We start from the raw sequence: 21,881 nt of genomic DNA on the forward strand, positions 1-21,881 counted from the left end.
GGGCGCGGGGCGATCAGGCGCGGAGGCGGAGTCCGCGGGGCGTCGCGATGAAACCCGCTCCTTCCAGGAGGGTGCCGATGGGGGAGGTCAGGGCCTGGGCGCCGTTGACGCGCTCCACCGTGACCGTGCCGAGGGAGCCCGCTCGGGCGGCTGCGGCGAGCGCCTCTGCGGCGGTGTGGAGGCGGGGGTCCTCCGTGGGGTCCCCGTCCGGGTCGGCGGCCCAGGCCAGCAGGGTCTTGCCGCCGCGCTCCATGTAGAGCGTCAGCTCACCGTCGACGAGCACCACCAGGGAACCCGCCTTGCGCCCCGGCTTGTGCCCGGCGCCGGTAGGAGGCTCGGGCCAGGCCAGGGCGGCGCCGTACGCGTTCGCCGGATCAGCGGCGGCGAGGACGACGGCCCGGGAGGCGGGGTCCGGGCGCGTGCGGCGGCCCGGGAACCCGGCACCGTACGGTGCGCCTCCGCCGTTCTGCCACGGCGGGGTGCCCTGCGGGGCGTAGTCCCGGGGCGAGACGTACTCGTCCCGGGACGGTTGCGGGGCCGGGGTGACGTAGGCGGGACCGAGGCCGGGGAATCCGTCGGGGCCGGGGTCGCCGGGGTGGTCGTTGGACGGGAGTGAGTCGTCCAGTCCGGCGAAGTCGTGCGCGGGGAACGGGTCGAGGTCGGGGCCCGGAGGGGGGCCGGGCAGGTCCTCGCCGCGGTCTCGGGCGTTGGACACCGCGCGCAGGCGGTCCACGGCACCGTCCATCGCGAACTGTGCGGCGCCGAGACCCTCCACGACGTAGCCGCGGCGGGCCTGGCCGCTCTCCTCGAAGGCGGACAGGACGCGGTACGTCGCCGAGAACCCGCCCTCGACGCCCTCCGCCGAGACCGCGCCCCTGGTCACCACGCCGTGCCGGTCGAGGAGGGTGCGGGCGAGGGCGTGGGCCCGCACCGTGAGGTCCGGCTCGTGGGCCGGGAGCAGCGACCAGCGGCCCGCGACGGTCGGCGGGCCGGAGCGGGAGGCCGGGCGGGCCGCGGCCGTCAGGGAGCCGTAGCGGCCGCGCGGGACCGTGCGCTTGGCGCGGTGGGCCGTGGAGCCGGCGGTGCGGCCCGAGCCGAGCAGGGAGCGCATGGGAGAGAGCGTGTCGTTGGTCAGGCGTCCGGACCAGGCCAGGTCCCAGAGGACGTCGGCCAGTTGGGGGTCGGTGGCGTCGGGGTGGGTGGTGGCGCGGACCTGGTCGGCGATCTGGCGGAAGAACAGGCCGTAGCCGCCGGAGAGGGTGTCCAGGACGGACTGGTGGAGAGCGGTCAGCTCCAAGGGGTGCGGGGGCGGCAGGAGCAGGGGAGCCGCGTCCGCCAGATAGAGGGAGACCCAGCCGTCCTTGCCGGGGAGGGAGCCCGCCCCGGCCCAGACCACCTCTCCGGCGGCGGTGAGCTCGTCCAGCATGGCCGGGTTGTAGTTCACGACCCGGGAGGGCAGGACGAGCTTCTCCAGGGCGGAGGCGGGCACGGACGCGCCCTGCACCTGCTCGATGGCGCGCACCAGGCCGTCGATGCCGCGCAGGGAGTGCCCCTTGCCGATGTGCTGCCACTGGGGAAGGAACTGGGCGAGTGCGGCCGGCGCCACCGGCTCCAGCTCATGGCGCAGGGCGGCCAGCGAGCGGCGGCGGAGCCGGCGCAGCACGGCCGCGTCGCACCACTCCTGGCCGATCCCGGCCGGGTGGAACTCGCCCTGGACGATCCGGCCCGCCGCGGCCAGCCGCTGGAGGGCGCCCTCGGTGACGGCCACGCCCAGGCCGAAGCGAGATGCCGCCGTGGTCGAGGTGAACGGGCCGTGGGTGCGGGCGTAGCGCGCGAGGAGGTCGCCGAGCGGGTCCTTGACGGGCTCCGTGAAGGCTTCCGGGACGCCGACCGGCAGGGCGGTGCCCAGTGCGTCGCGCAGCCGGCCCGCGTCCTCGATCGCCGCCCAGTGGTCCCTGCCCGCGATCCGGACCCGGATGGCGCGGCGGGCGCCGGCCAGTTCCTGAGCCCAGTGCGGATCGGCGCCCCGCTCGGCCAGCTCCTCCTCCGTGAGCGGGCCGAGGAGGCGGAGGAGGTCCGCGACGCCTTCGGCGTCCTTGACGCGGCGGTCCTCGGTCAGCCACTGAAGCTCCCGCTCCAGCTCCGTCAGCACCTCCGCGTCGAGCAGCTCACGCAGTTCCGCCTGGCCCAGCAGCTCGGCCAGCAGCCGTGAGTCCAGCGACAGGGCGGCGGCCCGGCGCTCGGCGAGCGGTGAGTCGCCCTCGTACAGGAACTGGGCGACGTAGCCGAAGAGGAGGGAGCGAGCGAACGGGGACGGCTCGGCAGTGGTGACCTCGACGAGGCGCACCTTGCGGGACTCCAGGTCGCCCATCAGCTCGACGAGACCGGGAACGTCGAAGACGTCCTGGAGGCACTCGCGGACCGCCTCCAGGACGATCGGGAACGAGCCGAACTCGCTCGCCACCTGGAGCAGCTGGGAGGCGCGCTGGCGCTGCTGCCACAGCGGCGTGCGCTTGCCCGGATTGCGGCGCGGCAGCAGCAGCGCGCGGGCGGCGCACTCGCGGAACCGGGCCGCGAACAGGGCCGAGCTGCCCACCTGGTCGGTGACGACCTGGTCGACCTCGCCCTTGTCGTAGACCACGTCCGCCGCGCCGACCGGTGCCTGCTCGGCGTCGTACTCCCGGCCCATCTTCACCGGCTCCTGGTCGAGCAGGTCCAGGCCCATCAGGTCGGCGTCCGGCAGGCGCAGCACGATGCCGTCGTCGGCGTGCATGACCTGCGCGTCCATGCCGTAGCGCTCGGAGAGCTTCGCGCCGAGCGCGAGGGCCCAGGGGGCGTGCACCTGGGCGCCGAAGGGGGAGTGCACGACCACGCGCCAGTCGCCGAGCTCGTCGCGGAAGCGCTCCACGACGATGGTCCGGTCGTCCGGGACGTGTCCGCAGGCCTCGCGCTGTTCGTCCAGGTACGACAGCACGTTGTCCGCCGCCCAGGCGTCCAGGCCGGCGGCGAGGAGGCGGAGCCGGGCGTCGTCCTTGGGCAGCGAACCGACCTCGCGCAGGAACGCGCCCACCGCCCGGCCCAGTTCGAGCGGGCGGCCCAGCTGGTCGCCCTTCCAGAAAGGCAGCCGGCCCGGTACGCCCGGGGCCGGGGAGACCAGGACGCGGTCGCGGGTGATGTCCTCGATGCGCCAGGAGCTCGTGCCCAGCGTGAAGACGTCGCCCACACGGGACTCGTAGACCATCTCCTCGTCGAGCTCACCGACCCGGCCGCCGCCCTTCTTGGGATCGGCGCCGGCGAGGAAGACGCCGAAGAGGCCGCGGTCGGGGATCGTGCCCCCGGAGGTGACGGCGAGGCACTGTGCGCCGGGGCGGCCCGTGATCTCGCCGGTGACGCGGTCCCACACCACGCGCGGGCGCAGCTCGGCGAACGCGTCGGACGGATAGCGGCCGGCCAGCATGTCGAGGACCGCCGTGAAGGCGGACTCGGGGAGCGAGGCGAAGGGGGCGGCCCGTCGGACGGCCGCGAGGAGGTCGTCGAACTGCCAGGTGTCCATGGCCGTCATCGCGACGATCTGCTGGGCCAGGACGTCCAGCGGGTTGGCGGGGACCCTGAGGGACTCGATGGCGCCGGTCCGCATGCGTTCGGTGACCACCGCCGCCTGCACCAGGTCGCCGCGGTACTTCGGGAAGACCACGCCGGTGGAGACCGCGCCCACCTGGTGGCCTGCCCGGCCGACGCGTTGCAGGCCGGAGGCCACCGAGGGGGGCGATTCGACCTGGACCACCAGGTCGACCGCGCCCATGTCGATGCCCAGTTCGAGACTGGACGTGGCTACGACCGCGGGCAGGCGGCCCGCCTTGAGGTCCTCCTCGACCAGGGCACGCTGCTCCTTGGACACCGAGCCGTGGTGCGCACGCGCGATGACCTGTGGCGCCCCATGGGCGGCTCCCGAGCCGCCCATGAGCTCGGCGGGGGAGTGGTGCTCGTCGAGGGTCTCGCCCGTGGCTCGCTCGTACGCGATCTCGTTCAGGCGGTTGCACAGGCGCTCCGCAAGGCGGCGGGAGTTCGCGAAGACGATCGTGGAGCGGTGGGACTGGACGAGGTCGGTGATCCGCTCCTCGACATGCGGCCAGATCGACGGGCGCTCGGCGCCCTCCGAGCCGTCCGCCACCGGGGAGCCGCCCAGCTCGCCCAGGTCCTCGACCGGGACGACCACGGAGAGGTCGAACTCCTTGCCCGACTCCGGCTGGACGATCTCCACCTTGCGGCGGGGCGAGAGGAAACGGGCCACCTCGTCGACCGGGCGGACCGTCGCGGAGAGGCCGATGCGACGGGCGGGCTTCGGAAGGAGGTCGTCCAGCCGCTCCAGGGACAGCGCGAGGTGGGCGCCGCGCTTGGTGCCCGCGACCGCGTGCACCTCGTCGAGGATCACCGTGTCCACGCCGGTCAGCGCGTCGCGTGTGGCCGAGGTCAGCATCAGGAACAGTGATTCGGGGGTGGTGATCAGGATGTCCGGCGGGCGGGTGGACAGGGCGCGGCGCTCGGCGGCGGGCGTGTCACCCGAGCGGATGCCCACCTTGACCTCGGGCTCGGGCAGGCCCATGCGTACGGACTCCTGGCGGATGCCGGTCAGGGGGCTGCGGAGGTTGCGCTCGACGTCCACGGCCAGGGCCTTCAAGGGGGAGATGTACAGGACCCGGCAGCGCTTCCTGGGGTCGGCGGGGGGAGGGGTCGAGGCGAGCTGGTCCAGGGCGGCGAGGAAGGCGGCCAGGGTCTTGCCGGAGCCGGTGGGGGCGACGACCAGTACGTCCGAGCCCTGGTGGATGGCCTGCCACGCGCCGGCCTGGGCGGTGGTGGGCGCGGAGAAGGCGCCCGAGAACCAGGCGCGGGTCGCGGGGGAGAAGGCGTCCAGGGCTCGGTGTGCGTTGCTGGCCATGCGTCCATCGTGCACCTCGCCACTGACAACGGGGTCTGCGGCGGTTGGGCCGGGGTTCTGCTCGCCGGTGGTGGGCGCGGGTGGGGGAGGCTTGCCGCCGTGGGTTCCGGGCCGCGGACAATGGTCGTATGAGCGAGCGCGCACGGCACTGGCAGTACGACGAGCTGCCCGGGGTGGACCTGCTGCGGGCCCGGTATGTGCACAAGACTTTCGTGCGGCACACGCACGAGAACTTCGTGATCGCTGCCATCGCCGACGGGGTGGAGGTGTTCCACCACGGTGGGGGTGATCAGTACGCGGGAGCCGGGGCACTCGCGCTGGTGAATCCGGACACTCCGCACACCGGGCGGGCCGGTGTGCCCGAGGGGTGGCGGTACGGGGCCGTGTATCCGCCCGTCGACGTGGTGGCGGAGATCGCGGCCGAGACCACGACGCTGCGGGGGACGCCCGGGTTCGTCAGCCCGGTGGTGGATGATCCGTATGCCGTCGGGCTGGTGCATCAGGTGCTGCGCGCCGCCGACGAGGGCAACCCGCTGGCCGCGGACACGCTGCTGCGGGTCGCCGTGACCAGGTTGCTGAGGCTGAACGGTGGGCCCATGCCGCGACGGGAGGTGCGCACGGCGGGGGCCCGGACCGCCGCACGCGCGCGTGCGCTGCTGGAGGAGCGGATGGCGCGGCCGCCGAGCCTGGAGCGGTTGGCGGCCGAGCTCGGGACCAGTCCGTTCGCGTTGCTGCGGGCCTTCCGGGACGCCTACGGGATGCCGCCGCACGCGTGGCTCACCGACGCACGGGTACGGCGGGCGCGGCGGATGCTGGACCTGGGGACGGCGCCCTCGGAGGTCGCCGTGGCCGTGGGGTTCACCGATCAGCCGCACCTCAACCGGCACTTCAGCCGGATGGTCGGTGTGCCCCCGGGGGCGTACCAGCGTGAGCGCAAGAACGTACAAGACGTGCGGTAGCGGCCCCTCGTAGCGTGCGGGGCGTGGCAGATCGGACAGCTGTTTCAGATACAGAAACCGGTGGGAAGGCGGACCGTGCCGTCGTGCGGGACGCTCTGGGCGTCGGGGTGGCCGTCGGGCTCTCCGGGTTCGCCTTCGGCGTGACGTCGGCCGGCAGCGGACTCACGCTGATGCAGACGTGCGCGCTCAGTCTGCTGGTGTTCACCGGGGCGTCCCAGTTCGCCCTGGTGGGAGCGCTCGCGGCCGGTGGCGGCCCGTTCACGGCGGCGGCCGGGGCCTTCTTCCTGGGCGTGCGGAACGCCTTCTACGGACTGCGTCTGTCGCAGTTGCTGGCCCTCCCGCGCGCGGTACGGCCGTTCGCCGCCCAGTGGGTGATCGACGAGACGGCCGCCGTCGCGCTGGCACAGCCCACGCGGCGCGCGGCGCGGCTCGGGTTCGTCGTGACCGGGCTGAGCCTGTACGTGCTGTGGAACCTCACCACGCTGCTCGGTGCCCTGGGCGCCGGAGCGATCGGGGACACCGGCGCGTGGGGGCTGGACGCCGCGGGGCCCGCGGTGTTTCTGGCGCTGCTCGCGCCGATGCTGAAGACCGGCACCGAGCGGGCCGTCGCCGGGCTCGCCGTGCTGCTGGGGCTCGGGCTGCTGCCCGTGCTGCCCGCCGGTGTGCCGGTTCTGATGGCCGCGCTGGCGGCGCCGGTCGTGCTCTGGGCGGACGGCCGGCGCAAGGGACGGGGGATTGAAGGGTGAACGTCTGGATCGCGATCGGTGTGACCGTCCTCGGGTGCTACGCCGTCAAGCTGGCCGGGCTGCTGGTGCCCGCCGGGGCTCTGGAGCGGCCCGTGGTGAAGCGCCTTGCCGCGTTGCTGCCCGTCGCGCTGCTGGCGGCCCTCACGGCCCAGCAGACCTTCGCCGACGGTCAGGTGCTGGTCCTGGACGCGCGGGCCGCCGGGCTCGGAGCCGCGGCCGTGGCGCTGGTGCTGCGCGCCCCGTTCCTGCTCGTCGTCGCGGCAGCCGTCCTGGTGACCGCCGGTGTGCGGGCCATGGGCGTGGGGTGATCAGCCGACGGGACGGCCGTGGGACCGGAGCGTGCGCAGGGCCTCGACCGTCACCAAGGGGCGTGCCTCCAGGGCAGGCGCCGGGGCCCACCGACGCCATCGGACGGGCCAGCCGCCGTCCTCCTGTTGCTGGGACGCGAGGTGGTCCAGGGAGCGCGTCATCTCGTCGTCCGTGAACCACGCGCGCGCGAGCGACTGCGGTGTCCTCGCGTAGTCGTACGGGAAGTGGTGCTCGCCCGGGGCGTAGCCGGGTGAGACCGGGTACGCGTCCAGGCCGTCGGGGTCCAGGGCCGCGAGACGGTGTGCGCGTACCAGGCGGCCCAGGCGGTCGGCGGCAGCCTCCGCGCGCGGGCGGTCGGGGGCGGAGTCGAGGAAGGCCACGGCGGCCTCGATCTCGTACGGGTGGGACTCCTCCAGGGACTCGACCGCCTGCCAGCAGAAGTCAGTGGCCCGGAACAGCCAGGCGTGCCACACCTCGTTGCGATGCAGCAGCCCCACCACCGGCCCGGTGGCCAGGAGAGCGCTGGGCGGGTCGTCCACGACCGGCACGAAGGGGGCCGTCGGGTAGCCGCGCTGGCTCGGGTGGATCGCCGGGAGGGCACCGTCCGCCGTGGAGACGGACGTCAGGTAGCGGCAGATGCGCTCCACACGCTGTCCGGCGCAGCGTCCCACGGCGTCCAGGACGCGCAGGGCGTGGGCGGTGTGCAGCGGCTGGCTGACCGGGCCGCGCAGATCGGGCTCCAGCGCGTGGCCGTATCCGCCGTCCTCGTTGCGGTAGGCGTCCAGGGCGGTCTCCACCGGGTCGGCGGCGCCGCCCCCGAAGTGGTGGGCGAAGAGGCGCTGCTCGAGCACGCGCGCGGTGAGCCAGACGAAGCGTTCCGCGCGCGCCACGGGGGTGTGCGGCGCGGGCGACGGGGGGAGTGGGGGAGCTCCTGTTTCGGCCATGGGTCAGACCGTAGGGCGGAAAACGGTGCCGGCAGGCGGTCCCGGCTCAGGCCCACCCCCACGGGCGGGATACTTGAGTCATGCGGTTGACGGTCTTCTGGCAGCGGATGGCGGAGCACTTCGGTCCGGGCTACGCCGACACCTTCGCACGCGACCATGTGATGTCGGATCTCGGCGGGCGCACCGTGCACGAGGCCCTCGACGCCGGCTGGGACGCCAAGGAGGTCTGGCAGGTGGTGTGCGCGGTGATGGACGTGCCGAGGGAGAAGCGTTGACCAGTCGTGGAGACCGCTGACTGACGGCCCACGAAGATCGCAGGCGGGCAGACGGCTGTCGGTGGTGTGGGCGAGACTTGGTGCGTGGCACGCACTGACGAGACCGGGCAGGAAGCCCAGCAGTCCTCCCCGTTCGGTACGACTCCGCCCGCCCCGCCCCCCGTCGGCGGGGCCGCCGGGCCGAACGGCCGTATGCCGCGCTGGCTGCCGCGTGCCCTCGTGCTGGCACTCGCCCTCGTCGCCGTCTTCCAGCTGGGAAGCTGGGCCTTCCACCAGCTCACCGGCCTACTGATCAACATCCTCATCGCGTTCTTCCTGGCGCTCGCCATCGAACCGGCGGTGAGCTGGATGGCCTCGCGCGGCATGCGCAGAGGACTGGCCACGTTCGTCGTCTTCATCGGCGTGATCATCGTGGCGGCGGGCTTCGTCACGCTGCTCGGCTCCATCCTGGCGGACCAGATCATCAAGATGATCGAGGGTTTCCCGGACTACCTCGACTCCGTCATCAACTGGGTCAACACGCACTTCAAGACCGACCTGAAGCGCGTGGACATCCAGGAGGGCCTGCTCCGCTCCGACTGGCTGCGCAACTACGTGCAGAACAGCGCCACAGGTGTCCTGGACGTGTCCGCCCAGGTCATCGGGGGCCTCTTCCAGCTGCTGACGATCGCGCTGTTCTCGTTCTACTTCGCCGCGGACGGCCCGCGCCTGCGCCGCACGATCTGCTCCCTCCTGCCGCCCGCACGGCAGGCCGAGGTGCTGCGCGCCTGGGAGATCGCCGTGAACAAGACCGGCGGCTACATCTACTCGCGCGGCCTGATGGCACTGATCTCCGGCGCGGCACACTTCGTCCTGTTGCAGGCCCTGGACGTGCCCTACGCGCCCGTGCTCGCCGTGTGGGTGGGCCTGGTGTCGCAGTTCATCCCCACCATCGGCACGTATCTCGCGGGCGCGCTGCCCATGCTGATCGCGTTCACGGTCAATCCCTGGTACGCGCTGTGGGTGCTGATCTTCGTGGTGATCTACCAGCAGTTCGAGAACTACGTGCTCCAGCCGAAGCTGACGGCCAAGACCGTCGACATCCACCCCGCGGTCGCCTTCGGCTCGGTCATCGCGGGCACCGCGCTCCTGGGCGCGGTCGGCGCGCTGATCGCCATCCCCGCCATCGCCACGCTCCAGGCCTTCCTGGGGGCGTACGTGAAGCGGTACGACGTCACGGACGACCCCCGGGTCCACGGCCATCACCGACGCGGTGAGGGGCCGAGCCTCGTCGCGCGCGCGAGGCAGCTGTGGGCACGGCGGGCAGGGACGGAGCGGCCCGGCGGCGGGGGCTCCGAGGGCGGGGGCTCCGGGAAGACCCCGGTCTGAGTCGCTGCGCCCTGCCGCACGGAGGTGCCGCGTGGTGCGCTTGACACGAAAATCGAACATCCATTCTTATGGAGTCTCCGGTGCAGCTCAACGACGGGCGTTTCGACGTACTTTGGGTGGAGAAGTGCCCGAGTTATCCACAGGCCGGACGTGCGTCGAGGCGCATTGTCAGTGGCAGGCGTTAGCGTCTTTGACGTGAAGCGATCGACTCAAGCAAATCGGGTGGAACCCATGGCAGGAACCGACCGCGAGAAGGCCCTGGATGCCGCTCTCGCACAGATTGAACGGCAATTCGGCAAGGGCGCGGTCATGCGCATGGGCGACCGGACCAACGAGCCCATCGAGGTCATCCCGACCGGATCCACCGCCCTCGACGTGGCCCTCGGCGTGGGCGGCCTGCCCCGCGGCCGTGTCGTGGAGATCTACGGACCGGAATCCTCCGGTAAGACCACCCTCACCCTGCACGCGGTGGCGAACGCGCAGAAGGCCGGAGGCCAGGTCGCCTTCGTCGACGCGGAGCACGCCCTCGACCCCGAGTACGCGAAGAAGCTCGGTGTCGACATCGACAACCTCATCCTCTCCCAGCCGGACAACGGCGAGCAGGCGCTGGAGATCGTGGACATGCTGGTCCGCTCCGGAGCCCTCGACCTCATCGTCATCGACTCCGTGGCGGCGCTCGTCCCGCGCGCGGAGATCGAGGGCGAGATGGGCGACAGCCACGTGGGTCTTCAGGCCCGCCTGATGAGCCAGGCCCTGCGGAAGATCACCAGCGCGCTCAACCAGTCCAAGACCACCGCGATCTTCATCAACCAGCTCCGCGAGAAGATCGGCGTGATGTTCGGCTCGCCGGAGACCACGACCGGTGGCCGGGCGCTGAAGTTCTACGCCTCGGTGCGCATCGACATCCGCCGCATCGAGACTCTGAAGGACGGCACGGACGCGGTCGGCAACCGCACCCGCTGCAAGGTCGTCAAGAACAAGGTCGCGCCGCCCTTCAAGCAGGCCGAGTTCGACATCCTCTACGGCCATGGCATCAGCCGCGAGGGCGGCCTGATCGACATGGGCGTGGAGCACGGCTTCGTCCGCAAGGCCGGCGCCTGGTACACGTACGAGGGCGACCAGCTCGGCCAGGGCAAGGAGAACGCGCGCAACTTCCTGAAGGACAACCCCGACCTGGCCAACGAGATCGAGAAGAAGATCAAGGAGAAGCTGGGCGTCGGCGTGCGTCCCGAGGAGCCGGCCGCCGAGCCGGGCACGGACGCGGCGGCCTCCCCGGCACCGGCCGACGCGGCGGCGGTCCCCGCTCCGGCAGCGGCCAAGTCCGCCAAGTCCAAGGCCGCCGCAGCCAAGAGCTGACCCGTGACACGACGAACCGACTGGGCGGAGTACGAGTACGCCGCCTCCGGTGCCCCACGGGGGAGGGGCACCGGAGGGGAGAGGGGCTCGGCCGTGGACGGGGAGGACGCGCACGGGGACGACGGTCCGTACGGGGACGACCGGCTGTACGGGGACGCCTCCCAGGGCAGCGGCTCATCCCGCAGAGGCTCACGCGGAGGCGGCTTTTCCAGGGACGGCTCGCGTGGCGGCGAGTCGTCTGACGGGCGTGGACGCGGGCGCCGCCGGCGCGGCTTCGGCGCGGCGGCCGAGGACGGAGGTTCCCTCTCCTCGTCGAGGGCCGAGCAGGGGGAGCCTCCGGGGGACCCGGTCGAGCAGGCTCGGGCGATCTGCCTGCGCCTGCTCACCGGGACCCCGCGGACCCGCAAGCAACTCGCCGACGCCCTGCGTAAGCGGCAGATCCCGGACGACGCCGCCGAGGAGGTGCTGTCGCGGTTCGAAGAAGTCGGCCTCATCAACGACAGCGCCTTCGCGGAGGCCTGGGTGGAGTCCCGGCACCACGGCCGGGGGCTGGCGCGGCGTGCGCTCGCCCGGGAGCTGCGGACCAAGGGCGTCGACTCCACGCTGATCGACGAGGCCGTCTCCCAGCTCGACTCCGAGCAGGAGGAGGCGACCGCGCGGGAGCTCGTCGCGCGGAAGCTCCGCTCCACTCGTGGGCTCGACCGGGACAAGCGCCTCCGGCGCCTCGCGGGCATGCTCGCCCGCAAGGGCTACTCCGAGGGCCTGGCCCTGCGCGTGGTCCGGCAGGCGCTGGAGGAGGAGGGCGAGGACACGGAGTTCCTCGGGGACGAGGGGGTCTGAGGCGAGGCGGGCCCCTCATGGGGCCGCGCCCGCTGTCGAGCCCCGCGATCACACCACCGGCAGCCCCGCCGCCCGCCAGGCCTGGAACCCGCCGACCAGATCGGTGGCCCGGTGCAGTCCCAGCTGGTGCAGGGACTGGACCGCCAGGCTGGAGGCGTACCCCTCGTTGCAGATCACGACGACGCGCAGGGAGTGGCTCGTGGCCTCCGGGAGACGATGGCTGCCCTGCGGGTCGAGGCGCCACTCCAGCTCGTTGCGCTCGACGACGAGGGCGTCCGGGATCAGGCCGTCCCGTTCGCGCAGGGCCGCGTAGCGGATGTCCACCAGCAGTGCGTCACCGGACCGAGCGGCCTCGTACGCGTCCTGCGGCTCGACCCGCTCGTAGCCCGCCCGTACGCGCTCCAGCAACTCGTCGATGCCGACGGCACGGTGGACACGGCCGCTGCCATCGCCGCCGCTGCCGTCGTCGCTCACCCGCTCATGCGTCGCGCTCACTGCCAGTCCTCCGGTCGTTCCACCTGCTCGAGCCGCAGGATCGACCCGCTGCGGCTGTAGCGGCGGATCTGCGGCAGGGGCGGGTAGTAGGCGTGGACGGAGACCGCGTGCCGGTCGAGGGACTCGTTGAGCACCTCGTGGACGTGGTGACGGCCGAAGGCGCGGCCCTGGCCGGACGGCAGCCGGCGTTCGCGGTCGACACCGTCGGTGAGTTCCAGGGTCTTCCAGCCGTCGGTGGGCAGCCGTGCGGCGAGCGAGTTCTCCTTGAGCTCGCCCGACGCGGTCAGGAAGGCGCCGACGGAGTCGGCGTGGTCGTGCCAGCCGGTGCCCGAGCCGGGTGGCCAGCCGATCAGCCAGGCCTCGCTGCCACCGGGCCCCTCCAGCCGCACCCAGGTGCGGCCTTCCGGGTCGAGCGGCAGGGAGGCGATCAGCTCGGTGTCGGCGGCCGTGCGCCGCACGAAGTCGAAGAGGTCGGCCTGAGTGGGCGCCGAAACGGCGGAGGAGACAGACGAGGAGCCGGAAACGGAGCCGGAAGAGGAGACATCGGGGGATGCGGAGGGGGATACAGACACGGGTGCCGTCCTGAAGGTCCTGATGAGGGTTCGCGAGTCAGGCGCGTCGGCCGAGGCAGACAGAGCGCGGCGCGCGCACAGAGGAAGAGGGATGCGAAGTCAGCAGGACGGGCGACACACGCAGCCCGCATAGCGGACGAGGTCCATATGGACCCTCCGCCACAGGCGCACACAGGTGTCGGTCACGCACCGGAGTACACCATGACCGCCCGGACCGGTCAACTCACTGTCACCATGCGGACGCACGGTGACAGCGATCACGTCACCCTCGGTGTGGACGTCAGCGAGCGCCTGCCGACGCACCGGCTTCGGCCTGCGCCTTCGCCGGTCCGCCCACCGTGGCCTCCGCTGCCGCGTACAGGTCGTCCGGGCGTACTCCGCTCAGCGCGGTGACGAGGTGTCCGTCGGGACGCACCAGGAGCACCGTGTGCGCGGCAGCACCCGGATAGCTCTCGGCGACCAGCAGCTCGGCGGGGTGCGGCAGCGCTGTGACCGCGGCCGCGAGCCGGGGCATGATGCCGGCGCCGACCCAGTGCTTGCGCTCCCACACACCCGTGCCCGGCGCGATCAGCACCACGAGCAGGGCGCCGCGGCCGAGCCGGTCCCGCAGCTGTACGAAGGTGCCGTCCTCCGCGGTGACCCGTACGTCGATGACCGGCGCTCCGGGCGGTGTGTCGACAGGGGTCTCTCCTTCGAGGCGTCCGGGCGCGAGGGGCGAGTCGGCGTACGCCCCCGGCGCGCCGAGCTGGCCGAGCCCCAAGTGACCGTCCGTGAGGAGCGCGTCGTGGCCCCGGGACGAGCCGGGGACGTAGGAGCGCAGCCCTCCGCCGCCGCGCAGCAGCGGCAATGCCTGGTCGGCGGCGCGCAGCCGGGCGGCGACGACCGCCCGTCGCTCGGTCTGGTAGCTGTCGAGGAGCGCCTCGTGCGGCCCGTGGTGCCAGGCCAGGGCCAGCTTCCAGGCGAGGTTGTCGGCGTCCCTGAGGCCCTCGTCCAGCCCGTGCGTGCCCAGCGCGCCGAGCAGGTGTGCCGCGTCGCCGGCGAGGAAGACGCGGTCGGCGCGCCAGCGGCGGGCCAGACGGTGGTGGACCATGTGGACGCCCGTGTCCAGCAGCTCGTACGGCGGGGTCGTGCCGCCCGCCCAGCCGGCCAGGGTCTCCCGGATGCGGGTCAGCAGCAGTTCGGGGGTGACCAGGTCCTTGCCGGGCGGCAGGAGCCAGTCCAGGCGCCAGACGCCGTCCGGCAGCGGGCGCGCGGTGACCTCGCCGACCGAGGGGCCCGACATGCGCCACGGCGGCATGCGGTGCAGCAACGCCTCGTCGTGCCAAGGCAGTTCCGTACGCAGCGCGGCAACGGCGTGACGTTCCACCGCCGTACGGCCCGGGAAGCGGATGTCCTGGAGCTTGCGCACGGTCGAGCGGGGGCCGTCGCAGCCGACCAGGTAACTGCCGCGCCACCAGGTGCCTTTGGGTCCGCGCGTGTGGGCCGTGACGCCCGAGGGCTCCTGCTCGAGGCCGTCGAGTCGGCTGTCCACCGCGACTTTGGCGAGCCGTTCGCCGGAGAGGGCGGTTCGCAGGGCATCGGTCAGCACGTGCTGGGCGATGTGCAGGGGAGCGGGCTCGGTGCCGTCGAAGACGATCTCGCGCATCACCTGCTTGCGCCGCATCGACCGCCATCCGGCCCAGTGGGCACCGGCCCGGGACAGGGGCACGCCGGTCAGCCGTTCCATGAGGGCGGCGGTGTCCTCGCGCAGGACGACGGTGCGCGCCGCACGGGGTTCGTCCTTGCCCGGCCCCTCGTCGAGGACGACACACGGCACCTCCTGCCGCGCCAGCGCCAGGGCGAGCGTGAGCCCGACGGGCCCCGCTCCGACGATGATCACCGGGTCCACGGCGCGGCGCCCCCTGCCCGTGGTGATGTCCTGAGAGACGTAGGTGAACAGGAAGTTGGAGCAGGGTGCACGATCACAGAACGTATGCAACCCATTGCCGGTGCTTGCGTCAAGTGACCGGCGGCCGGTGGCGATCATGCCACCGCACCAAGGGTAGCCGGGCGACACGCTCGTCACCTGATGGGGTTTCAGGGTTGGCCGGAGCCGGATGGCTCAGGGCTCGGCACGACTGTGGCCCGCCGGATACCCGGCGGGCCACAGGTCCTAGCGGTTGTCGGCCCGTCAGATGGAGCCGCCGGCACCGGTGCCGTAGGTGCCGCCCACCTCGGCCGCGTTCACGTCGTCGACCTTGTCGGCACCGAGAACAGCCCCCGTGCTGCGCTTGCTGCGGCGCAGCCTGCCCTCCAGCCAGGAGGCGAAGGACGTGAGGATGAAGTTCAGGACGACGAAGATGACCGCCACGACGATGAAACTGGGGATGACGTTCGCGTAGTTGGCCGCGAGCGTGCTGCGCGTGTTGAGCAGTTCGGTGAACCCGAGCATCACGCCGCCCAGCGCCGTGTCCTTCACGATGACGACCAGCTGGCTGACGATGGCCGGCAGCATCGCGGTGACGGCCTGCGGGAGCAGGATGCTCGACATGGTCTGGCTCTTACGCAAGCCGACGGCCATCGCCGCCTCCGACTGCCCCTTGGGCAGGGAGAGGATGCCCGCGCGGACGATCTCGGCGAGGACCGACGCGTTGTAGAGCACCAGTCCGGTGACGACCGCGTACAGGGGCCGCTCATCGCTGGGGATGCCAGTGGAGCGGACGTAGAACTCGTTGGCGAACAGCATCAGCAGCAGCACCGGGATGGCCCGGAAGAACTCGACCACCGCGCCGGCCGGGATGCGCACCCAGCGGTGGTCGGACATCCGTGCGATGCCGAGGACGGCGCCCAGTGGGAGAGCGATGACCATGGAGAGGGCCGCGGCCTTCAGGGTGTCGGCCAGGCCCGGCAGCAGGTACGTCGTCCAGGCCTCGGAGGTGGTGAAGGGCTTCCACAGAGCCCACTCCAGCTGGCCCTTCTCGTCCATGGTCTGCCAGATCCACCACAGGAGCAGGGCCAGCAGGACGAAGAAGACCACCGAGAACAGCACGTTGCGCCGCTTGGCCCTCGGGCCGGGGGCGTCGTAGAGAATGGACGTCATCGCTTCACCGCCAGTCGCTTGCTCAGCCAGCCGAGAATCAGGCCGGTGGGCAGAGTTAGGACCACGAACCCGAAGGCGAAGATCGCGCCGATGAGCAGCGTCTGCGCCTCGTTCTCGATCATTTCCTTCATCAGGAGGGCGGCCTCGGCCACGCCGATCGCGGCTGCCACTGTCGTGTTCTTGGTCAGCGCGATCAACACGTTGGCCAACGGCCCGATGACCGAGCGGAACGCCTGCGGCAACACGATGAGCCGCAGGATCTGGCTGAAGCTCAGCCCGATGGCACGGGCCGCCTCCGCCTGTCCGACAGGCACGGTGTTGATGCCGGAGCGGATCGCCTCGCAGACGAAGGCCGCGGTGTAGGCGACGAGGCCGAGGACCGCCAAGCGGAACGCCTTGGCTTCGAAGTCGTCAGGCGCGCCCATCGTCACGCCGAAGATGTTGGCGAGGCCGAGTGAGGTGAAGACGATGATGACGGTGAGAGGGATGTTCCGGACGATGTTCACATAGGCGGTGCCGAACCCGCGCATCAGGGGAACCGGGCTGACCCGCATGGCTGCCAGCAGGGTGCCCCAGATCAGCGATCCGATGGCCGAGAGGACGGTGAGCTGCACCGTGACCCAGAAGGCACCCAGCAGGGTCGGGTCGTCATAGTCAGATAGAAAGTCGAACACGATCTCCCGCGCTTCCGGGTGTGTGGCTTGGGCAGCGGACGTGCCGCGCCGCCGCCGGAGAAGCAAGGGGCGGCGGCGCGCCTGCGGATCCCCGCTGTGATCGCGGGGATCCTGCGTCGGCGGAGTTCCGCGTTACTGGACGATCTGGCCGATCTTCGGGGCCTTCTCGTGCTTGTAGTTCGCCGGCCCGAAGTTTTCCTTGACGGCCTTGTCCCAGGAGCCGTCGCTGACCATCTTCTCCAGCGCGTCGTTGATCTTGTTCACGGTCTCGGTGTCGCCCTTCTTCACACCGATGCCGTAGTTCTCGTTGCTCAGCTTGAGCCCGGTGAGCTTGAACTGCCCCTTGTACTGTTCCTGCGCCGCGAAGCCGGCGAGGATCGCGTCGTCCGTGGTCAGGGCGTCGAGCTGGTCGCTCTGCAGACCCGCGATGCACTCCGAGTAGCCGCCGAGCTGCTGGAGCTGGGCCTTCGGCGCGATCTCGTCCTTGACGTTCTGAGCCGAGGTGGAGCCGGTCACCGAGCACAGCTTCTTGCCGTTGAGGTCGGTGCCCTCCTTGATGTCCGAGTCCGCCTTCACCAGCAGGTCCTGGTGGGCCAGCAGGTACGGACCGGCGAAGTCGACCTTCTGCTTGCGCTCGTCGGTGATCGAGTACGTGGCCGCGATCATCTTCACGTCACCGCGGGACAGCGCGTTCTCACGGTCGGCGCTCTTGGTCTCGACCCACTCGATCTGGTTGGGCTCGTAACCCAGTTCCTTGGCCACGTACGTCGCCACGTCCACGTCGAAGCCGGAGAAGGAACCGTCGGGCTCCTTCAGGCCCAGACCGGGCTGGTCGTACTTGATGCCGATCTTGATCTTGTCGCCGCCGCCGCCGGAGCCGGAGTTGGAGTCACCGCCGTCATCGCCACCACAGGCGGTAGCGGTCAGGGCGAGAACGAGAGCGGTGGCGGCCGCGGCGGAGACCTTGCGGAGCTTCATGGTGAACATCCTTTGCCGTGAAGAAAAAACCGTCGTTTCGGGTGACGCGGGTCGTGGCAGGCGCGACGCGCGCCCTAGTGATGCAGGATCTTCGACAAGAAGTCCTTGGCACGGTCGCTGCGCGGATTGCTGAAGAACTGGTCGGGCGCAGCCTCCTCGACGATTCGGCCGTCCGCCATGAACACCACGCGGTTTGCGGCCGATCGTGCGAAACCCATCTCATGGGTGACGACGATCATGGTCATGCCGTCCCGGGCGAGCTGCTGCATGACCTCCAGCACCTCGTTGATCATCTCGGGGTCGAGAGCGGAGGTCGGCTCGTCGAAGAGCATGACCTTCGGCTCCATGGCCAGCGCCCGCGCGATCGCGACGCGCTGCTGCTGGCCGCCGGAGAGCTGTGCCGGGTACTTCTCGGCCTGCGCGGCCACGCCGACCCGGTCGAGCAGGGCACGGGCCCGCTCCTCGGCCGCCTGCTTGTCCTTCTTGCGGACCTTGACCTGGCCGAGCGTCACGTTCTCGAGCACGGTCTTGTGCGCGAAGAGGTTGAAGGACTGGAAGACCATCCCGACGTCGGCCCGCAGCCGGGCGAGTCCCTTGCCCTCGGCGGGCAGCGGCTTGCCGTCGATCTCGATCGTGCCGGAGTCGATCGTCTCCAGGCGGTTGATGGTGCGGCACAGGGTGGACTTGCCGGACCCGGAGGGTCCGATGACCACGACGACTTCGCCGCGGGCGATCGTCAGGTCGATGTCCTGGAGTACGTGCAACGCGCCGAAGTGCTTGTTGACGCTCTTCAGGACGACCAGTTCTCCGGTCGCGGCCACATCTTCCTTGGCCACCGATACTTCGGTCATCGCTCTCAGGCTCCGTCCTCCTCGGTTTCGGAGGACAGTAGTAACCCTCTACGACCTGCGTCATTACATCTGAGGGGAATCTGAGCATCACGATCCGATAGCAATCGGACACGTGTCGTAGCACTTATGAGCAGCGCTCATATCGGCCAGGTAACGGAAGCTCTCCGCAACCGGAACCCTCTTGACGCCGTCCTCATTCATCAGCGTGACTGCACAAGGTGCACGCGCGCGCGCGCACGCTTTTTTGTACACATGCAGATCGTACGTCCAGTGAACCGAAGGGGGCCCGGATGAGACTGCTGCTCGTCGAGGACGACAACCACGTCGCCGCCGCCCTGTCGGCGGTCCTGGCGCGGCACGGGTTCGACGTCACACACGCGCGCAGCGGCGAGGAGGCTCTCCAGGCGCTGGTCCCCGAGGTCGACGGCTTCGGCGTCGTCCTGCTCGACCTGGGCCTGCCCGACCAGGACGGATACGAGGTCTGCGGCAAGATCCGCAAGCGCACCAGCACGCCGGTGATCATGGTCACCGCCCGCTCCGACGTGCGCTCCCGCATCCACGGCCTCAACCTCGGTGCCGACGACTACGTGGTGAAGCCGTACGACACCGGGGAACTGCTCGCCCGCATCCACGCCGTGAGCCGGCGCACCTCCCACGAGGACACCTCCAGCGGCATCGAGACCGAGCTGCGGCTCGGACCCGTGCACATCGAGCTGCCCACGCGCCGGGTCAGTGTGGACGGCTCGGTCATCCAGCTGACCCGCAAGGAGTTCGACCTGCTGGCCTTGCTCGCGCAGCGGCCCGGGGTGGTCTTCCGCCGGGAGCAGATCATCAGCGAGGTGTGGCGGACCAGCTGGGAGGGGACCGGGCGCACCCTTGAGGTGCACGTCGCGTCCCTGCGCGCCAAGCTGCGCATGCCGGCCCTCATCGAGACCGTACGCGGCGTCGGCTACCGGCTCGTCGCGCCTGCCGGGTAGCGGGGCCGGGTGCGCACTCGTCTGCTCCCGCTGCTGATCGTCCTGATGGCGGCCGTACTGCTCGCCCTCGGCGTCCCGCTCGCCGTCAGTCTGGCCGGTGCCCAGCAGCAGAAGGTCGTCGTCGACCGGATCGACGACACGGCACGCTTCGCGGCCCTCGCCCAGTTCGTCACCGACTCGCCCACCGGGACCGCCAGCGCGTTCGAGAACGAGCGCCTGGCCACGCTCAGCAGCGAACTCGACAGCTACTACAAGGTCTACGGCATCCGGGCCGGTGTCTTCTACCGCAGCCGCATTGCCATGGCCCACGCACCCGCCGGGTGGTCCCTGCCGAGGCAGGGCGAGGTGCGTGACGCGTTCGACGAGGCGTTGCTCAGCCGCCGCAGCCATGACCCGCGGCAGGTGTGGCCCTGGCAGCGGGGCAACCTCGTGGTCGCCTCGCCGGTCATCCGGGACGGTGACGTCGTCGCGGTCGTCGTCACCGACTCGCCCACCGGGCAGTTGCGCTCCCGCACGCTGCACGGCTGGCTGGTCATCGGCGCGGGCGAGTTCGCCGCGATGCTGCTGGCCGTCGGCGCGGCTCTGCGGCTGACCGGCTGGGTGCTCAAGCCCGTACGGGTACTGGACGCCACCACCCACGACATCGCCACGGGGCGGCTGAAGTCCCGGGTCGCCGCCGCCGGCGGTCCGCCGGAACTCAGGCGTCTGGCCCGGTCGTTCAACGAGATGGCGGACAACGTCGAGGACGTGCTGGAGCAGCAGCGCGCCTTCGTCGCCGACGCCTCGCACCAGTTGCGCAACCCGCTCGCGGCGCTGCTGCTGCGCATCGAGCTGCTCTCCTTCGAACTGCCCGAGGGCAACCAGGAGATCGCCTCGGTCCAGTCCGAGGGCAAGCGCCTCGCGCAGGTCCTGGACGATCTGCTCGACCTGGCGCTGGCCGAGCACACCGAGGCCGATCTGAAGATCACCGACATCGGCGAGCTCGCCGCCGAACGGGTCGCGGCCTGGTCCCCGACCGCCGAGGCCAAGGGCGTCCACCTGGTGGGCGACTGCCCGCCGACGACCGCGTGGGCCGACCCGGTGGCGCTGTCCAGCGCGCTGGACGGTGTCATCGACAACGCGGTGAAGTTCACGCCGGAGGGTCGGACCGTCGAGGTGACGGTCGCCTCGAACGGCGACACCTCCACCGTGGTCGTCACCGACGAGGGCCCCGGCCTCACCGACGAGGAACTGGCCCGCATCGGCGACCGCTTCTGGCGCAGCAGCCGCCACCAGAACATCAAGGGCTCCGGCCTCGGACTGTCCATCTCCCGGGCGCTTCTCGCGGCGGGCGGCGGCTCGATCGTGTACGACCGTCACGAGCCGCACGGGCTGAAGGTGACGGTGGCGGTGCCGAGGGTCGGACCGGCGTAGCGAAGCCGGAGGCGGGGCCCGCGGGGCTACGGCTTGACGGACCGGTAGTAGCGCCGGGCCCCGTCGTGCAGCTTGAGCGGGTCCGTGTAGATCGCCGTGCGGACGTCGACCAGCTGGGCGGAGTGGACGGTCGAGCCGATGCCGTCCCGGCTGTCGATCACCGTACGGGTCAGCCACTCGGTGAGCCGGGGGTCCATGTCGTTGCGCGTGACCAGCAGGTTGGACACCGCCAGGGTGGGGACCGGGTCGCCGCGCTGGATCGTGGGGTAGGCCGACTCCGGCATCTTGGTCGCGCGGTAGTAGCGAGTGGCACCGCCCTGGTCGTGCAGCTTGGCCACGAGGCCGACGTCGATCGGCACGAAGCGGAAGGCCGACGCCGACTTCTCGGCCAGCCGGCTGAGCCCGTCCGTGGGCAGTCCGCCCGACCAGAAGAACGCGTCGAGGCCGTGCCCCAGCCGTCTGGGACCGGTGTCGATGCCGTCCGACGACGGCTTGATGTCCTTCTCCGGGTCGATCCCGGCCGCCCTGAGCACGCCGTTGGCGATCAGCCGTACGCCCGAGTTCGGCAGCCCTATGGCCACGCGCTTGCCGCGCAGGTCCGCGACGGAGCGGATGTCCGAGTCCGGCGGCACGACGAGCTGGGCGTAGTCGTCGTACAGGCGCGCGACACCGCGCAGCCGGTCGGCGCCCGCGCTGTTGTCGAGCTTGTACGTGGCGACCGCGTCCGCCGCGGCGATCGCGAAGTCGGCCTTGCCCGTCGCCACGTCCGCGACGTTCTCCTGCGAACCGGCACTGGTCAGCAACCGCACCTTCAGATCGGGCATGTCCTTGTCGATCTCGGTGCGCAGGAGCTTGCCGTACTCGTGGTAGACCCCCGCCTGGGTGCCCGTGCTGAACCTGATCGTCCCGCTCGGAGGCTCCTCGGCCCAGGGGCGCAGCCACCACAGCAGCAGCCCGAGGACCACGAGGGAGGCGGCGCCGCCCTGAAGGGCCCGGCGCCTGCCGAGAGGGAGGAACGTCTTGGGCATGCGCGAGATCCTGCCAGCCGTGGTGCCCCGCTGACCAGGGGCGGGCTCACGGGGTGGGGTCGGACAGGGGCGCGGGGAGTG

The 21,881-nt window shown here is 71.3% G+C and carries 19 protein-coding genes and 1 pseudogene; 9 read left to right on the forward strand and 11 right to left on the reverse strand.

Annotated elements, in window-relative coordinates; genetic code table 11:
* Nucleotides 1–13 precede the first annotated feature (13 nt).
* Nucleotides 14–4,936 carry an ATP-dependent helicase gene (locus CP976_RS31620; RefSeq protein ID WP_150483364.1) on the reverse strand — a complete coding sequence of 1,641 codons (4,923 nt, stop codon included), beginning with the start codon at nucleotides 4,934–4,936 and terminating at the stop codon, nucleotides 14–16.
* Nucleotides 4,937–5,064: 128 nt separating this feature from the next.
* On the opposite strand from CP976_RS31620, the pseudogene CP976_RS31625 reads away from it, so the two are divergent.
* The 3 genes and pseudogenes from CP976_RS31625 (at nucleotide 5,065) to CP976_RS31635 (ending at nucleotide 6,949) form a co-directional block, all read left to right on the forward strand.
* Nucleotides 5,065–6,039, forward strand: a pseudogene (locus tag CP976_RS31625) (helix-turn-helix transcriptional regulator).
* Complete coding sequence (locus CP976_RS31630; RefSeq protein ID WP_279546003.1) at nucleotides 5,979–6,641, forward strand: AzlC family ABC transporter permease; 663 nt, start codon at nucleotides 5,979–5,981, stop codon at nucleotides 6,639–6,641. Before CP976_RS31625 ends, CP976_RS31630 begins: the two are co-directional and overlap by 61 nt.
* Nucleotides 6,638–6,949, forward strand: coding sequence for an AzlD domain-containing protein (locus CP976_RS31635; protein ID WP_150483367.1), 312 nt, complete (start codon nucleotides 6,638–6,640; stop codon nucleotides 6,947–6,949). The genes CP976_RS31630 and CP976_RS31635 overlap by 4 nt, the downstream gene beginning before the upstream one ends.
* Here the strand turns inward: CP976_RS31635 and CP976_RS31640 are convergent, their stop codons facing one another.
* A complete protein-coding gene (locus CP976_RS31640) occupies nucleotides 6,950–7,894 on the reverse strand; it encodes a prenyltransferase/squalene oxidase repeat-containing protein (RefSeq protein ID WP_150483368.1) in 945 nt (314 codons plus the stop codon).
* 80 nt (nucleotides 7,895–7,974) lie between these two features.
* On the opposite strand from CP976_RS31640, the gene CP976_RS31645 reads away from it, so the two are divergent.
* The 4 genes from CP976_RS31645 to recX all read left to right on the forward strand — a co-directional run bounded on the left by CP976_RS31645 (nucleotide 7,975) and on the right by recX (nucleotide 11,733).
* On the forward strand, nucleotides 7,975–8,169 hold the full coding sequence (locus tag CP976_RS31645; protein WP_086600650.1) for a DUF3046 domain-containing protein: 195 nt from the start codon (nucleotides 7,975–7,977) through the stop codon (nucleotides 8,167–8,169).
* 84 nt (nucleotides 8,170–8,253) lie between these two features.
* Complete coding sequence (locus tag CP976_RS31650; protein WP_150483369.1) at nucleotides 8,254–9,537, forward strand: AI-2E family transporter; 1,284 nt, start codon at nucleotides 8,254–8,256, stop codon at nucleotides 9,535–9,537.
* A gap of 231 nt (nucleotides 9,538–9,768) precedes the next feature.
* Nucleotides 9,769–10,893 carry a recombinase RecA gene (gene recA / locus CP976_RS31655; RefSeq protein WP_150483370.1) on the forward strand — a complete coding sequence of 375 codons (1,125 nt, stop codon included), beginning with the start codon at nucleotides 9,769–9,771 and terminating at the stop codon, nucleotides 10,891–10,893.
* Between the two features lie 3 nt (nucleotides 10,894–10,896).
* On the forward strand, nucleotides 10,897–11,733 hold the full coding sequence (recX, locus tag CP976_RS31660; protein WP_150483371.1) for a recombination regulator RecX: 837 nt from the start codon (nucleotides 10,897–10,899) through the stop codon (nucleotides 11,731–11,733).
* Nucleotides 11,734–11,781: 48 nt separating this feature from the next.
* Here the strand turns inward: recX and CP976_RS31665 are convergent, their stop codons facing one another.
* The 8 genes from CP976_RS31665 to CP976_RS31695 all read right to left on the reverse strand — a co-directional run bounded on the left by CP976_RS31665 (nucleotide 11,782) and on the right by CP976_RS31695 (nucleotide 18,382).
* Nucleotides 11,782–12,207, reverse strand: a complete 426-nt coding sequence (locus CP976_RS31665) for a rhodanese-like domain-containing protein (protein ID WP_150485581.1) — start codon at nucleotides 12,205–12,207, stop codon at nucleotides 11,782–11,784.
* A gap of 17 nt (nucleotides 12,208–12,224) precedes the next feature.
* The gene (locus tag CP976_RS31670; protein WP_150483372.1) at nucleotides 12,225–12,800 is read right to left on the reverse strand and encodes a cupin domain-containing protein; all 576 of its coding nucleotides are present in this window, start codon (nucleotides 12,798–12,800) and stop codon (nucleotides 12,225–12,227) included.
* A gap of 99 nt (nucleotides 12,801–12,899) precedes the next feature.
* Nucleotides 12,900–13,103: a putative leader peptide gene (locus tag CP976_RS44715; protein ID WP_425282099.1), complete on the reverse strand. Its 204-nt coding sequence runs from the start codon at nucleotides 13,101–13,103 to the stop codon at nucleotides 12,900–12,902.
* Complete coding sequence (locus CP976_RS31675; protein WP_150483373.1) at nucleotides 13,081–14,688, reverse strand: FAD-dependent monooxygenase; 1,608 nt, start codon at nucleotides 14,686–14,688, stop codon at nucleotides 13,081–13,083. The genes CP976_RS44715 and CP976_RS31675 overlap by 23 nt, the downstream gene beginning before the upstream one ends.
* 282 nt (nucleotides 14,689–14,970) lie before the next feature.
* Nucleotides 14,971–15,879 carry an amino acid ABC transporter permease gene (locus CP976_RS31680; RefSeq protein ID WP_150483374.1) on the reverse strand — a complete coding sequence of 303 codons (909 nt, stop codon included), beginning with the start codon at nucleotides 15,877–15,879 and terminating at the stop codon, nucleotides 14,971–14,973.
* Nucleotides 15,876–16,553, reverse strand: a complete 678-nt coding sequence (locus CP976_RS31685) for an amino acid ABC transporter permease (RefSeq protein ID WP_150485582.1) — start codon at nucleotides 16,551–16,553, stop codon at nucleotides 15,876–15,878. Before CP976_RS31685 ends, CP976_RS31680 begins: the two co-directional genes overlap by 4 nt.
* A gap of 132 nt (nucleotides 16,554–16,685) precedes the next feature.
* Nucleotides 16,686–17,531 (reverse strand): glutamate ABC transporter substrate-binding protein, encoded by an 846-nt coding sequence (locus CP976_RS31690; protein ID WP_190146839.1) that lies wholly within the window; start codon nucleotides 17,529–17,531, stop codon nucleotides 16,686–16,688.
* Nucleotides 17,532–17,605: 74 nt separating this feature from the next.
* Nucleotides 17,606–18,382, reverse strand: a complete 777-nt coding sequence (locus CP976_RS31695; protein ID WP_086600642.1) for an amino acid ABC transporter ATP-binding protein — start codon at nucleotides 18,380–18,382, stop codon at nucleotides 17,606–17,608.
* Between the two features lie 290 nt (nucleotides 18,383–18,672).
* Between CP976_RS31695 and CP976_RS31700 the strand changes: the two genes are divergently transcribed.
* A complete protein-coding gene (locus CP976_RS31700; protein WP_086852879.1) occupies nucleotides 18,673–19,359 on the forward strand; it encodes a response regulator transcription factor in 687 nt (228 codons plus the stop codon).
* A 9-nt stretch (nucleotides 19,360–19,368) separates the two neighbouring features.
* Nucleotides 19,369–20,772 (forward strand): sensor histidine kinase, encoded by a 1,404-nt coding sequence (locus CP976_RS31705; RefSeq protein WP_150483376.1) that lies wholly within the window; start codon nucleotides 19,369–19,371, stop codon nucleotides 20,770–20,772.
* A 26-nt stretch (nucleotides 20,773–20,798) separates the two neighbouring features.
* Here CP976_RS31705 and CP976_RS31710 read toward each other — a convergent pair whose 3' ends face one another.
* On the reverse strand, nucleotides 20,799–21,800 hold the full coding sequence (locus tag CP976_RS31710; RefSeq protein ID WP_150483377.1) for a TAXI family TRAP transporter solute-binding subunit: 1,002 nt from the start codon (nucleotides 21,798–21,800) through the stop codon (nucleotides 20,799–20,801).
* Nucleotides 21,801–21,881 lie beyond the last annotated feature (81 nt).

This window comes from Streptomyces coeruleorubidus (assembly GCF_008705135.1).
In the GTDB taxonomy this organism is placed as follows: Bacteria; Actinomycetota; Actinomycetes; order Streptomycetales; family Streptomycetaceae; genus Streptomyces; species Streptomyces coeruleofuscus.

Excerpts from the sequence above, each read along its gene's own strand:
- recA (WP_150483370.1), top strand. The coding sequence starts at position 9,769 with ATGGCAGGAACCGACCGCGAGAAGGCCCTGGATGCCGCTCTCGCACAG.
- CP976_RS31695 (WP_086600642.1), bottom strand. The coding sequence starts at position 18,382 with ATGACCGAAGTATCGGTGGCCAAGGAAGATGTGGCCGCGACCGGAGAA.
- CP976_RS31710 (WP_150483377.1), bottom strand. The coding sequence starts at position 21,800 with ATGCCCAAGACGTTCCTCCCTCTCGGCAGGCGCCGGGCCCTTCAGGGC.
- CP976_RS31620 (WP_150483364.1), bottom strand. The coding sequence starts at position 4,936 with ATGGCCAGCAACGCACACCGAGCCCTGGACGCCTTCTCCCCCGCGACC.
- CP976_RS31680 (WP_150483374.1), bottom strand. The coding sequence starts at position 15,879 with ATGACGTCCATTCTCTACGACGCCCCCGGCCCGAGGGCCAAGCGGCGC.
- CP976_RS31645 (WP_086600650.1), top strand. The coding sequence starts at position 7,975 with ATGCGGTTGACGGTCTTCTGGCAGCGGATGGCGGAGCACTTCGGTCCG.
- CP976_RS31640 (WP_150483368.1), bottom strand. The coding sequence starts at position 7,894 with ATGGCCGAAACAGGAGCTCCCCCACTCCCCCCGTCGCCCGCGCCGCAC.
- CP976_RS31690 (WP_190146839.1), bottom strand. The coding sequence starts at position 17,531 with ATGAAGCTCCGCAAGGTCTCCGCCGCGGCCGCCACCGCTCTCGTTCTC.
- CP976_RS31700 (WP_086852879.1), top strand. The coding sequence starts at position 18,673 with ATGAGACTGCTGCTCGTCGAGGACGACAACCACGTCGCCGCCGCCCTG.